At 34.9% G+C, this 13,876-nt stretch carries 13 protein-coding genes and 2 riboswitches; all 13 genes read left to right on the forward strand.

Annotated elements, in window-relative coordinates; all coding sequences use genetic code 11:
* Nucleotides 1-63: 63 nt before the first annotated feature.
* Nucleotides 64-162, reverse strand: a riboswitch (SAM riboswitch).
* Nucleotides 163-394: 232 nt separating this feature from the next.
* The 13 genes from ACKX2A_RS13415 (at nucleotide 395) to ACKX2A_RS13475 (ending at nucleotide 13,843) form a co-directional block, all read left to right on the forward strand.
* Nucleotides 395-805, forward strand: a complete 411-nt coding sequence (locus tag ACKX2A_RS13415) for a type II 3-dehydroquinate dehydratase (protein WP_415325280.1) — start codon at nucleotides 395-397, stop codon at nucleotides 803-805.
* A gap of 107 nt (nucleotides 806-912) precedes the next feature.
* Entirely contained in the window at nucleotides 913-1,275 is a 363-nt protein-coding gene (locus ACKX2A_RS13420; RefSeq protein WP_415325281.1) for a hypothetical protein, read from the forward strand.
* A gap of 211 nt (nucleotides 1,276-1,486) precedes the next feature.
* Nucleotides 1,487-1,762 (forward strand): YHS domain-containing protein, encoded by a 276-nt coding sequence (locus tag ACKX2A_RS13425; protein WP_415325282.1) that lies wholly within the window; start codon nucleotides 1,487-1,489, stop codon nucleotides 1,760-1,762.
* Nucleotides 1,749-2,429 carry an SCO family protein gene (locus ACKX2A_RS13430; protein ID WP_415325283.1) on the forward strand — a complete coding sequence of 227 codons (681 nt, stop codon included), beginning with the start codon at nucleotides 1,749-1,751 and terminating at the stop codon, nucleotides 2,427-2,429. The genes ACKX2A_RS13425 and ACKX2A_RS13430 overlap by 14 nt, the downstream gene beginning before the upstream one ends.
* Nucleotides 2,430-2,545: 116 nt before the next feature.
* Complete coding sequence (locus ACKX2A_RS13435) at nucleotides 2,546-3,220, forward strand: superoxide dismutase (protein WP_415325284.1); 675 nt, start codon at nucleotides 2,546-2,548, stop codon at nucleotides 3,218-3,220.
* A 4-nt stretch (nucleotides 3,221-3,224) separates the two neighbouring features.
* Nucleotides 3,225-3,599, forward strand: coding sequence for a hypothetical protein (locus ACKX2A_RS13440; RefSeq protein ID WP_415325285.1), 375 nt, complete (start codon nucleotides 3,225-3,227; stop codon nucleotides 3,597-3,599).
* Between the two features lie 244 nt (nucleotides 3,600-3,843).
* Complete coding sequence (locus tag ACKX2A_RS13445; protein WP_415325286.1) at nucleotides 3,844-4,671, forward strand: MbnP family protein; 828 nt, start codon at nucleotides 3,844-3,846, stop codon at nucleotides 4,669-4,671.
* Complete coding sequence (locus ACKX2A_RS13450) at nucleotides 4,664-5,707, forward strand: cytochrome-c peroxidase (protein WP_415325287.1); 1,044 nt, start codon at nucleotides 4,664-4,666, stop codon at nucleotides 5,705-5,707. Before ACKX2A_RS13445 ends, ACKX2A_RS13450 begins: the two co-directional genes overlap by 8 nt.
* Before the next feature lie 12 nt (nucleotides 5,708-5,719).
* Nucleotides 5,720-6,661 (forward strand): transporter, encoded by a 942-nt coding sequence (locus ACKX2A_RS13455; protein WP_415325288.1) that lies wholly within the window; start codon nucleotides 5,720-5,722, stop codon nucleotides 6,659-6,661.
* Between the two features lie 195 nt (nucleotides 6,662-6,856).
* Nucleotides 6,857-7,043: riboswitch (cobalamin riboswitch) on the forward strand.
* Between the two features lie 110 nt (nucleotides 7,044-7,153).
* Nucleotides 7,154-9,175 carry a TonB-dependent receptor plug domain-containing protein gene (locus ACKX2A_RS13460; RefSeq protein ID WP_415325289.1) on the forward strand — a complete coding sequence of 674 codons (2,022 nt, stop codon included), beginning with the start codon at nucleotides 7,154-7,156 and terminating at the stop codon, nucleotides 9,173-9,175.
* A complete protein-coding gene (locus ACKX2A_RS13465) occupies nucleotides 9,172-10,308 on the forward strand; it encodes a YncE family protein (RefSeq protein WP_415325290.1) in 1,137 nt (378 codons plus the stop codon). The genes ACKX2A_RS13460 and ACKX2A_RS13465 overlap by 4 nt, the downstream gene beginning before the upstream one ends.
* Before the next feature lie 13 nt (nucleotides 10,309-10,321).
* Entirely contained in the window at nucleotides 10,322-11,521 is a 1,200-nt protein-coding gene (locus ACKX2A_RS13470) for a cell surface protein (RefSeq protein ID WP_415325291.1), read from the forward strand.
* 33 nt (nucleotides 11,522-11,554) lie between these two features.
* Nucleotides 11,555-13,843, forward strand: a complete 2,289-nt coding sequence (locus ACKX2A_RS13475; protein WP_415325292.1) for a DUF5074 domain-containing protein — start codon at nucleotides 11,555-11,557, stop codon at nucleotides 13,841-13,843.
* Nucleotides 13,844-13,876: the final 33 nt, after the last annotated feature.

Consider the following 13,876-nt stretch of genomic DNA (forward strand, 5'->3'; position numbering starts at 1 on the left):
TATTAAATTTTAGCCTTTTGTAAAAAAGACAGCAAATAGCATCAATAATCATGATTAACACTTTACTTATCTTTCCTTTTTCAAGGCTGAATGTAACACCTTGCAATGTGCAGGTTGTTAAGATTTCATAGGGTCAGTTCCCTCCATCTTTCTTTATAAGCCGTTGCAAATCTAAAAACAAAAAGTCTACAAAACAAGTAGACTTTAAAATTTTAAATATAAATTTTATAAAAATTATCTTAATTTTATTTTAAAACCATCAAAAATAGATAGTTATAAAAAATGTTAAATTTTTAAATATGAGAAATATCATTAAAAATAATGCAATAAGTAAATTTTAAGTTTAAAACTAAATTTTTAATCCTTAATTCAAAAAACTTATTAATTTTATAGTATGAAAGTTTTAATTGTAAATGGTCCTAATCTGAATTTATTGGGCACAAGAGAACCAGAAATTTACGGAACAACTTCAATGGAAGATTATTTGGAAAATTTGAGGCCAGAATTTCCTTCTCATGAAATACACTATTATCAATCCAATATTGAAGGTGAATTGATTAACAGACTTCAGGTGGATGATTTTGACGCGTTGGTAATTAATCCGGGAGCTTTTACTCATTATTCTTACGCAATTGCAGATTGTTTAAAGAATATTCAAAAGCAGAAAGTTGAAGTTCACATTAGTAATATATACAAAAGAGAAGAGTTTCGCCAGAAGTCTGTGACGGCTGCAAATAGCGACGCTGTTTTGTCTGGATTTGGTATGGATGGTTATCGATTGGCGATTTTAAGTTTGAAAGCTTAAAAAATCTATCAACAATCAACCAAGTCAACCAACCAAAAACTGACTTTCATCATAAATCCCTCATAAAAACAAAATTCATCAGTATATTTGTGCTATAGAATTGATCGTTGAAGTTTTTCATTTCCATATTCATTATTTTCACGATTGCATTACGTCCGGTTTTGCCATTGATTAATTATGCCGTTAATTATGACTATATCGTAAAAAATCTTTGCGAAAACAGAAATATTCCCCAATCAACCTGTAAAGGAAAATGCTACGTTGAAAAAGAATTAGCCAAAACAGAAAAGCAATCCAACAATAATCAGAATGTGAAAATTGCAGGATTAGACGTTTTCCTATCTAATGAAATCCTTTCCTTTTCAGATAAAAATCAATTCGAAATTCCATTAAAAAAAACCAACTCGGATTATATCGATTTTCACACTTCAGAATATTTTTCCCGAATATTCCATCCTCCTTTATCTTAAATTTATTCTAAACTAAATATTTAGTTGAATTTAATATTATATAAGCGTAGCTACCATTTGCTGAGTGTAACGTCCTTGCGAACGTATCAACATGAAGTTTACGAAAAAACTTTGCGAGCGTTGCGTTTAAAAATAATTTCAATATTAAGTTTAGTTTAAAAAAACAATCAATTTTCATTCAATACTATCATTAATTTCAATTTAATTTAAAATGAAATCAAAAATTATTTTAACAGCATTTTTGTCTGTTTCATTAATGGCTTGTGCCCAAGAAACGCCTAAAGTAAAGCATAAAAAATCCAATACAACAGCGAAATCAAATACAAAAACGATGAAATTTGTCAATGCAGTAGACCCGATTTGTCACATGCCAACCGAACCCGATATGAAAGATACAGCAGTGTATAAAAATAAAACGTACGGTTTTTGCAGTTCACTATGCAAAGACGAATTCAAGAAAAATCCTGAGAAGTATGCCCAAAAGTAAAAAGCCAAATAATACGAAGAGTAAAGTCATTATTCCGATTGTAATTATTGCATTGCTTTTTGTGGGAATCGGTGTCGGAATGGGGTATTTCAAAAAGAACCTTTATACGGTAATGAAAGTCCCTGATTTTCAACTGACAGATCAGAATAATAAAAAAATCACCAACAAAGATATGCTCGGAAAAGTTTATCTAGTCGAGTTTTTCTTCAGCAGGTGTCCTACGATTTGCCCAATAATGAACACGAATATGAGGGCGATCGAAGATGAAATCAACAATCCCGATTTTGGAATCATTTCCATAAGCATCGATCCTGAAAATGATACACCGCAATTATTGAAAGAACATGCGAAAAAAATAGGAGCAAAATCTCCAAACTGGCATTTTTTAACGGGTGACAGAAGCTATATCGGGAAATTGGCAGATCAGTTCAATATTTATGTTGGTGATAAGGAAGATGAGAGCGAAAGCCTGAATCATAGCGGAATGATTGCGCTTGTCGACAAAGATGGCAATATCCGTTGCCGATACAACAAAGACAATATGCCTATTTTATATTACTCAGGATTGAATTATGAAGATCCGGAAGGAAAGACGCCGAAGCTGACAGGAAAATATCACCCCGACAGAGAAATTCTCATCGAGGATATTAAGAAGTTATTGAAATAGAGGACTGGAAGCTAGGTGTTGGAAGAGGGATGTTATCAACAATATGGTAATAAACTTCCAGCCTCCAACTTCCATCTTCCAGCCAAATACATAAACCACACAAAAAACAAAACGTTATGAAGATTTTAAAAGTAGCTGCTTTAAGTGCAGTATTCGCGGCACAATTTGCGTTTGGACAGTTTAAGCAAACGGCATTACCTTATGCTTACAATGCATTGGAAGGTAATATTGATGCGCAGACAATGGAAATTCACTATTCAAAACATGCGGCGGCGTATGTAGCGAATTTGAATAAAGCCATTGCAGGAACACCACAGGAAAAACAGACTTTGTTTCAGATCATGTCGAATGTTTCAAAATTACCGGCTGCGGTGAGAAACAATGCAGGAGGACATTATAACCACGAATTATTTTGGACTGTTTTAACACCTGAAAAAAATACACAGCCTTCTGCAAAATTAGCGAAAGCAATCAACGAAACTTTCGGGAGTATGGATGCTTTTAAAGAAAAAATGGCAAAAGCAGGAGCAGACCGTTTTGGTTCGGGATGGGCTTGGCTATCTGTGGATAAAAACGGAAAATTATTCGTTTCGTCTACGCCCAATCAGGATAATCCTTTGATGGATGTTGTGGAAGAAAAAGGAACGCCGATTTTTGGAATTGATGTTTGGGAACACGCTTATTACCTAAAATATCAGAACAAAAGAGCAGATTATTTAACAGCTATCTGGAACGTAACCAACTGGAAAGAAATCAGCAGAAGATACGAGGAAGCGATCAGCAAAAAATAATTTCATGAACCTAATTTGCAGCATATTCCTCACTTTATTTGTGGTATTTCGACCTTTGGTGCCATTGGTGGAGTATGCTGTAAATTATGATTACATCTCCGAAGTTTTGTGTGTCAACAAAAGCAATCCCGAGCTTCACTGTAACGGAAAATGTTATGTAAGCAAACAAATTGCAAAAACTAACGAAACCGATTCTTCACCTTTAAACAAAACAAAAAACTCAGGGCAGAAATTGCTGGATATTTACGTTCTTCCTGAAATTGCCCAAATCAATAAAACAGAAAACGCTTTCTTTTCAAATCTCAATTTTCTATACAAAATAGCATATTCTTTTCTGTTTTTGAAACATATTTTCAGACCACCGGTTTTTTTAAGTTAATATTTTTCAAATCTTGTTTTACTGCAAGAGTTTTCATAATTAAATAATTAGAATTAAACGTGTAGTTGTCATTCCGTAGGAATCTCGGCAAGGATTTTCATGGTATAATTTCTAAAACTCCGCTTAGATTTCTTCGGAATGACAAAGAGTATGCTTATTCTGTGTAAACTTTTGCAGTTAAAAAGATTAAATGTTCTACTATTTAATCAAATTCAATTAAAAATTTCAACTTAAAAAATCAACAATGAAAATTTATAAATTTTTATCACTATTATGTATTGCCTTTACATTTTTCACTTTTACATCTTGTCTAAATAACGATGAAGACGATTCATCACCCGAAGCAAAAGGAAACCTTCAAATCAAATTCGAAAACGGATTTAATAATCTCGGTGATATTGTTCTCAATCAAACGACTCAAACGTCTTCTCAAGGTCAAAAACATCAGTTTTCCAATATCAAATATGTTATCAGTAACATCAGTTTAATTGATGAAAACGGAAATGAATTCAAATACAACGAAAATAATCCCGATAAAGGAGCTTTCATTATTGACCAGGCCGATGCAGTTGCAGGAATTGTCTATGTTAATCTTAATGAAATCCCCAAAAACAACTACAAAAAAGTAAAATTTGGATTAGGAATCAGTCAAAATGCTTATTTACTGGGACAGGACGGACAAGCCGAATTCTGGAACAAAGCCAAACAAAAAGGAATGTCATGGTCTTGGGCAGCAGGCTATGTTTTCGTAAAACTGGAAGGAAAATACGGAAACAATTCTCCCGACACAGAATTCATGAATCACACCGGAAATATGGGCAATGTAACCGCAAATGGAACTCCCGACCTTTACCGGGAAATTACGTTGAACCTTCCGACAACAGCAAGAGTAACAAGCCAGATTACGCCATCTATTCATATCTTGGCAGATTTTAATCAGTATTTAAGTGGAGATACTCCGCTGGTTTTAAATTCTACCAATGATATGATGATGGGTTCAAGCCAACATCTAGTGAACGTGACGAATAACTTAACGAAAATGTTTAAAGTAGACCATGTTCACAATGATTAAGATATTTAAAACAGGTTTAATTATTTTCACTTTTCTAAGTTTTATATCATGTTCCGATGAGGTAATCGAACCATTGGAAAAGGATGAGGTTTACAATCTTACCTTTCCATCGTACTTTCCGGAAATAACTTTTGATACATCTGGAAATCCTGTTACCAAAAATGGAGTAGAGTTGGGAAGAAAATTATTCTACGAAGGAAAGCTTTCACGAAATAATACAATTTCTTGTGGTTTCTGCCATATTCAGGAAAATGCGTTTACCCATCACGGTCATACGGTAAGTCATGGCGTTGATGACAGAATCGGAATCAGAAATGCACCGCCGATTCAGAATATGGCTTTTTTAAAGCGATATATGTGGGACGGAGTCATTCATAATTTGAACGAACAGCCGATCATTCCAATGACGAATGAAGATGAAATGGATAGCTCAATGCCGGAAGTGATTGCGAAATTAAGCTCAGATCCGAAGTATAAAAAATTATTCAAATCAGCTTATGGAGATGAAAATATTACGGGTGAAAGAATATTGAAAGCATTATCTCAATTTATGGCAACGATGGTATCCGCAGATTCAAAATATGACAAAGTAAAACAAGGGAAAGAAAATTTTTCATCAGATGAATCTCAAGGATTGAGTTTGTTTCAACAAAAATGTGCTTCGTGTCACAGCGGAGAATTGTTTACCGATGAGAGTTTCAGAAATACGGGAATGTATTACAATACGCAATTCAAAGATGCCGGAAGATATCGCGTAACTCTTGATCAAAACGATTGGATGAAATTCCGTGTCCCGAGTTTACGAAATGTAGAATACACGGCTCCTTACATGCATGACGGAAGATTTTACACATTGGATGTGGTTCTTAATTTCTATTCAGATAATGTAGAAGACAATCCGAATCTTGATCCGCAATTGAAACAAAACGGACATATTGGAATCGCAATGAATACTCAGGAAAAGCAATTCATCATCGCTTTTTTGAAAACATTGTCGGATAAAAATTTTATCTCTAATCCAAAATTTGCAGAATAATTTTACTGAGACATGAAAAAGATATTTTTAATCATAAGTTTGATTTTGTTGAATTTAAATCAGGCTAAAACAATCAAGGACAGTCTTTATATTCCAACCGATTTTCACGCGAGGTTTTTTGATGATTGCGATGCGTGTGGCTGTGCAGCAGGAAATGGTTCGTCCGGTTTTGAATCTTTATTGAATCCTCAATTTATCGGAATTAAATATTTTGCTCAACACTATAAAGCAAAGGAAAATTTATTTGTAAAAGATTTAACTCAGGATCAATATTTTAATACCATTCAGCTTTGGGGGAAAATTCCTTTGACGAAAAAACTAAGTGTTTACGCAAGTTTACCGTTTCATTTTCATGAAAAGAAAACCCTGCAGGGAGATATTAAAATCAATGGAATAGGAGATATTAATTTAATGGGAATTTATCAGCTAGTAAATTCAAAAGAGAATATTCATCAGTTAAATGGTGGAATTGGTGTAAAAGTTCCACTCGGAAAATTTGATGAAAAAGGAATTTCCGGTGTCAATCCAAGTTTTCAATTAGGAACAGGAAGCTGGGATTATCAAATGGTGTTGAATTATAAATTTCAGAAAAATAAAGTTGCTGTTTTATTAAATACAGATTACACCATCAAAACAGAAAACAAAAAATATTACCGTTTCGGAAATCAATGGAATTATGCAGCCACAGGATTTTACAAGATTCTATCAAACGATAGAATAATTTTCTCCGGAAAGGCAGGTCTTCAAGGTGAAGTTTATGACAAAAACAAACAGTTTGATGAAGTTTTGCCCAATACCGCCGGAAGTGCTTTGTACGGAAAGCTGGGATTTGAAGCATCTTACAAGAAATTCAGTTTGGGAAGTGAAGTGATGCTTCCTGCGTATTCCAATTTAGCGGGAGGAGATATTGAAGCGAAATCTCGTTTTAGTATTTTCCTAAATTTTGGAATTTAGAAAGATTAAGCTTTTGTTTCCTACAGATTACACAGATTCTCACAGATTTTTTTATTGTTGATTTAAAAAGCGGAAAATATACCGCATCATCTGTGGAAATTTGTGTAATCTGAGGGAAATTATAAAATTTATTTTTAAATATTTTTCATTGAAAATCATAGAATTAAATTCAATTTTGATTCTATGATTTATTTTCTATCTTTGCCGCAATCTGGTGAGCTGTAAAAAGCGCTTAAAAGGGAATCCGGTGAAAATCCGGAACAGACCCGCTGCTGTAAGCTCCACAAAACAAGTTTTTGAAGATTATATTCACTGTTTTTTAATGGGAAGGATTTCAAAAATGGAGTAAGTCAGAAGACCTGCCAGAAGATTTAACGTTTGACGCTTTCGTGGAATAAAGCTTAGGACATCACTGATTTTGTGCAGTTTACAACTGTGCTTAGTCGTTGTATTCTTATATCCATTAGCGTCATCATTATTCGAAATGAGCTAATGGTGACAACATTTTTTACATCTCAACTTCAGAAGGTTGTTTGCGCAGTTTTTGTGTTAACAGCTGCCTTTTTATATTCACAATCGAGAAAAGATACCATTAAGGAACAAACAATTGTCACCGTTAATGTCAAGAAGAAAAATTTTAAAGAAATCCTTCCTGCGCAGGTTTTGTCGGGGGAAGATCTGGAAAAACTGAATAGTCAGTCGGTTGCAGATGCGATGAGGTATTTTTCTGGTGTTCAGATTAAAGATTACGGTGGAATTGGCGGTTTAAAAACAATCAATATCCGAAGTATGGGAAGCCAGCATGTCGGTGTTTTTTATGATGGAATTCAATTAGGAAATGCTCAGAATGGAGTTGTGGATTTAGGAAGATATTCCTTGGATGATTTAGAGGAAATCTCTTTGTATAACGGACAAAAAAGTGAAATTTTTCAACCTGCAAAAGATTTTGGATCTTCTGGGTCGATTTATTTAAAATCTAAAACTCCTGTTTTTAAAGGAAATAAAAAAACAAATGTTGTTGTAAGATTTAAAAATAGTTCGATTGATTTATTTAATCCATCTTTTCGCTTAGAACAGAAAATATCGGAAAATATTTCAGCGAGTTTTAGTTCAGAATTTTTACAAAGTGATGGTGTTTACAAATACCGTTATAAGAAAAAATATCCGGATGGAGAAATTGCGTATGACACGATTGCTAAAAGATTTGATTCAGATATTCACGCCAAACGCTTTGAAACAAGCCTAAACGGAACCATCAAAAATGGAAGCTGGAACATCGGAGGTTACGGTTATTTATCAAATCGTGGAATTCCTGCAGCAATTGTAAACAATAGATTCGATGGAAGAGGACAAAGACAGGTTGATGAAAATTATTTCGTACAGGGAAGTTTTAAGAAAAAAATATTCCCAAAATTAGAAACTCAGATTAAAGCCAAGTTTGCTTACGATTATACCCATTATATTGATACAGTTTCGTCCATAAAAATACAAAATCAATATATACAAAAGGAACTGTATGTGTCTTCGTCCAACTTATATTCACTTACTGCTGATTGGGATATTAGTGCAAGCGTAGATTTTCAATATAACAATCTCTATGCAGACTTGGTTAATTTTTCTTATCCTACCCGTTATACAACTTTAGCTGCTTTCGCTACAACGTATGAATGGAAAAGACTGAAATTTTTAGGAAGTGTTTTAGGAACTTTCGTTTCAGAAAATGTTGAAAAAAATTCAAAATCACCGGACAGAACGGAATGGACTCCTGCTGCTTTTCTTAATTATCAACCTTTTGCAGGAAAAGATTTTACAATACGTGCTTTTTACAAAAGAATTTTTAGGATGCCGACTTTTAATGATCTGTATTATACAATGATCGGAAATACATCGCTAAAACCTGAATTTACCAATCAATACAATTTTGGATTTACCTATCAGAAAAGATTTAAAAGTGAAATTTTCCAGAGAATTTATGCTAAAGTTGATGGCTATTTCAACAAAGTCGAAGACAAGATTATCGCAGCTCCCAACGGAAGTATGTTCCGATGGACAATGCTGAATCTCGGCGTCGTTGAAATCTTGGGAACAGATGTGAATGTTCAGGGAGATTTTAAGTTCGGAGAATTAAAAATAAGACCATTATTAAATTATACTTTCCAGAGAGCAAGGGATTTTTCAGATCGTGAAGAGTCTTATTTTGGACATCAGATTCCTTACACACCGTGGCACAGCGGGACTTTTTCCCTGATGTCTGAGTATAAAGACTGGGGTTTCAATTATAGTTTTGTTTATGTTGGTGAGCGTTACGACGTGAATCAGAATAATATTCAGTACAACTATATTCAGCCTTGGTATACACACGATTTATCGATTCAGAAAAAATTCAACTGGCAGTCGCATCAGTTTAAAGCCAGTTTTGAAGTGAATAATGTTTTCAACCAATATTATGACGTGGTGTTGAATTATCCGATGCCGGGAAGAAATTTTAAACTCATTGTAAGTTTTACATTATGAAAAAATTAAACTTTTGTCTCATTATTTTTGCATTTTTTTCGCTGATCTCTTGTCGAACAGATGAATACATTAATCGTGAAGAAACGGAATCCGGACTTGCAGCACCAGAAAATACTGCTATCAAAGGATTTTATCTTTTGAATGAAGGAAATATGGGAAGTAATAAAGCAACTTTGGATTTTTTCGATTACACGACAGGAACTTACCACCGGAACATTTATGCAGAAATCAATCCAAATGTTGTGAAGGAATTGGGAGATGTTGGAAACGATATTCAGATTTATGGAAATAAAATGTACGCAGTGATTAATGTTTCCAATAAAATTGAAGTTCTCGATGCAAAGACAGCGAAAAGAATTAAAACCATTAATCTTGAAAACTGCCGTTACATCACTTTCAAAAACGGAAAAGCTTATGCTTCAAGCTATGCAGGGCCTGTTTCTATTGATCCAAACGCTCCGTTGGGAAAAGTGGTTGAAATTGATACGACTTCTTTAACGATCCAGAGAACAGCGGTTGTAGGTTATCAGCCAGAAGAAATGGAAATTATTGGGGATAAATTATTTGTTGCAAACTCAGGCGGATACAAGTTCCCGAATTATGACAGAACGGTTTCTGTGGTAGATTTAAGTTCTTTTACTGAAACTAATAAGATAGATGTTGCAATCAATCTTCATCATGTTAAAAAAGACAATTATGGCGATTTGTATGTCACTTCAAGAGGTGATTATTATACGGTTCCGTCCAGTTTGTTCTTGGTCGATCCGGTGACAGGAATTGTAAAGAAAGATTTTCATCTTTCGGTAAGCGAAATGACGATCGTAAATGATAAACTTTATTATTACGGAAACGAGTTCAATTACAATACCCATACTTACAAAAAATCTTTCGGAATTATTGATGTAAAAACCGAAGAAATTATTTCAAATAAATTGATCGATCAGGAATATGTGGATGCGATCAAAACGCCTTACGGAATTGCGGTAAATCCAATCACAGAAGATATTTATTTAACCGATGCGAGAAATTATGTCTCAACTGGATTTGTCTACTGTTTTGATAAAAACGGACATTTTAAATGGAAAACGGAAGGCGGGAATATCCCTGCACATTTCACTTTTTTATACAAATAAACTGAATTGAAATATGAAAAGAAATACCACTAAATTTTTAAAAATTGCTTTCACATCACTTTCTCTTGCAAGTGTAATTGTTGCCTGTAAAAGTGATAATGACGAAGAAGATCTCACGTTCAATGGTCTTCAGGATTCTTATACGATCGATCGTTTTAAAGTTTTAAATATAGATCCGAAAACAGGCGGAACTTTCACCTGGAGCATCAACGATTCTATTATTTCTCAAGATTCTCAATTAGATTTTATCAGTCCGGTTGTGAAAACATATCCTTTGACTTTAAAAATTGAATCAAACGGAACGACAAGAACTTACAACTCAAAAATTATTGTGAATCACGAAGCTGGAAACTTTAGTAAATATATTTCTAATGTTTTCGATTTTCGTCCTGCTGTAGGACAATTCATGAATGAAATTCCAGAATATGAAAATGGAGATACCTATGATAAAATGCTTCAAAAGGCTAAAAGTTCTTTGGTTGGAGAAGGCTCTACCATGATTTCTTTAGGCGGTTTCGGTGGATCTGTGACTTTTGGTTTCGATCACACGATTCCGAATATGGACGGAAGAGATTTTAAAATTCTCGGAAATGCATTTTGGGGAAATGATGCCAGTCAGTCTCGTTCGGGATCTTGTGAACCGGGAATCATCATGGTTGCCTACGACCGAAACAAAAATGGAAAACCAGACGAAGATGAATGGTACGAAATCGCAGGTAGCGAATATTTTAAAAATACAACCGTAAAAAATTACAGTATTACATACTTTAAACCCAATGAAAATAAACCGCCCGTTCCAGGAAGCGAGTTTTGGCAAACCGATGTAGAATATCTGAAATGGGAGGATAATCTGGGGAATTCGGGATATAAAACAAAAAATACCTTCCATGTCCAAAGCTACTATCCACAGTGGCTTTCGGGGACTTCGTACACGCTTGCCGGAACAAAACTTCAGAACAATTTTTATGATCAAAGCGGAACGGGCGATTATTGGGTAGGAAAATCCTATGACTACGGATATGCGGACAATGCCCCGAATAATGATGACGCTTCCAATATTGATATTTCCTGGGCAGTCGATAGAAACGGAAAGCATGTAAAACTTCCGGGAATCGATTTTGTGAAAGTTTATACGGGAACCAATCAGGAAGCGGGATGGCTTGGAGAAGTTTCTACGGAAGTTGCAGGAGCGTATGATTTACGACTTAATTAAAATTCAATCTAAATGTTTATAATTAAATTAAAAATGAAAAAGTTTTATCTTTTAACAATGCTTTTTCTGTTTGCATTTTTTACGAATGCGCAGATAAAAGTACAGGGGGTTCCCCGAAATGATATTCAACTGAATTCTGCCAAAAAGAATCACACGGCTAAAAATGTCACGACTATTAATTTTTCTGATATCCAATATTGGGTAGGAACAGGAACAAACGAAGCAGCTTTCGTTGTACAATGGAATGACAGCAAAAATCCGGACGCTCTGGTTTGGGGTTTCAGATGGAACGGAACGGCAACCGGTGAAGATATGCTGAAAGCAATTGCCAGTGCAGATCACAGATTTTTCTCTCTTTTGTATCAGGGAACTCAATTTGGAACTGCTGTCGGAGGTTTTGGTTTTGATCTAAACGGAACCGGAACAAATGCGCTTTACAAAAACGGAAATACAACCTATCCATATTATCCAGTTGCAGGCATTGTAAACACAACCTCTTATGATTTTGATGATTATACTTCTGCAGACGCAGCAGATCACTGGCAGTCGGGTTGGGCAACCAACGGATATTGGTCTTATTGGGTAAAAGATCCTACAGATGCGGATTTTGGATATTCCGGAGTAGGTGCAACTAGCAGAACTTTGACGAATGGTTCTTATGATGTTTGGAATTACAACCCTTCTCTTAATCCAGTTGCGATTGCTCCTACATTTACAGCGGTTTCGCCTTATGTAGCTTCAACAAACTTTTCAGCAGGATATTTTATGGTGAATGAAGAGTGGTTTGGTCACACTAATGGTTCTGTTAATTTTATTGATTCTAATGGAAACGTAAATTACAGAGTGTACAGCAATGCCAATAACAATCAGGCTTTCGGAGCTACAACTCAGTATGGAACAATCTATGGGGATAAATTTTATTTTATTTCAAAACAAGCTGCAGACGGTGGAGATACTCAATACACTCCGGGTGGAAGATTGGTTGTTGCTAATGCGCAGACCATGCAGAAAATCGCTGGATTTAATAATATCGGTGGAGGAGACGGGAGATCTTTTGTCGGGGTAAATGAGCATAAAGGTTATATCGGAACATCAACGGGTATTTTTACTTTTAATATTGATAATATGACGATTGGAAGTTTGATCCCCACAACCGGAGGTGGAAGTGCATACGCAGGACAGATCGGAAACATGATCAGAACTTCTCAATACGTTTATGCAGTAAAACAATCGACTGGAGTTTTGGTGATTAATCCCAATACAGATATGGTGGTTGCGACAATTGCAGGAGCTTATCACTCGGTTGTTCAGGCGAAAGACGGAAGTGTTTGGGCGATTCAGGATCAGAAAGTGGTGAATATTAATCCATCAACTTTTGCAACGACAGCTTACAACATTCCTACAACAAAATATTTAGGATCTTGGGAAGCTTGGAACGCAGGAAGCTTCACAGCAAGTAGCCAGAATAATACTTTATATTGGATCAATTCTGTTAACAGTTTCGTTTCCGGAATTCAGATCGTGAAATTTGATGTAACAAATAAAACTTTTAATGAAAATTTTGGTGTGCTTCCTGGGCAGACTGGAACTTACAAACAAATTCCTTACGGAGCAGGTTTAAGAGTAAATCCTGTAACAGACGAAATTATTGTAAATACAACGGAAAGCGGTTACGGAGCACATTATCAGAAAAATTGGATTTATACGTATAGCAGCAGTACAGGAGCTATTACCAATACAAAAATCTTAAATGATTATTACTGGTTCCCTGCAATAGCGGTTTTCCCGGATAATAGTTTACCAACAATAAATAATACTTTGCCAACACAAGTAAATGCAAATTCTGTAATAACAATTGATCTAAAATCCGTAATTTCAGATACAGATAATTTATCGGCTGCAATCGTGAAGACTGTGAAGTCAAACAACAATCCGAATGTAGTTTCTGCAACAATCAATACAAATGATGAGTTGATAATCACTCCGCTTGGAAACGGAACGGCTGATATTGTAATTAGTTTTAATTCAAACGGAAAAGTGGTTGAAAAAACGGTAACAGTTACAAGTTCAACTTCAGTATTGGCAACAACTGAAGTGAAAAAATTAGAATTCAGTATTTATCCGAATCCGGTGACTGATATTCTTAATATTCGTACTCAGGAGAAAGTTTTAAACGTTTCTGTGTATGATATGTCTGGTAAATTGGTTAATGTACCGTTCAGCAATGGACAGGTAAGTGTAAGTATGCTTCCGAAAGGGGTGTATATCTTAATTGCAAAAACCGAGAAAGCAGTATATCAGCAGAAATTGATAAAAAACTAAATCTTTAGTAGCATATCCTAATTTTGTTTGCCT

The organism is Chryseobacterium sp. MMS23-Vi53 (assembly GCF_047651245.1).
Taxonomy (GTDB): domain Bacteria; phylum Bacteroidota; class Bacteroidia; order Flavobacteriales; family Weeksellaceae; genus Chryseobacterium.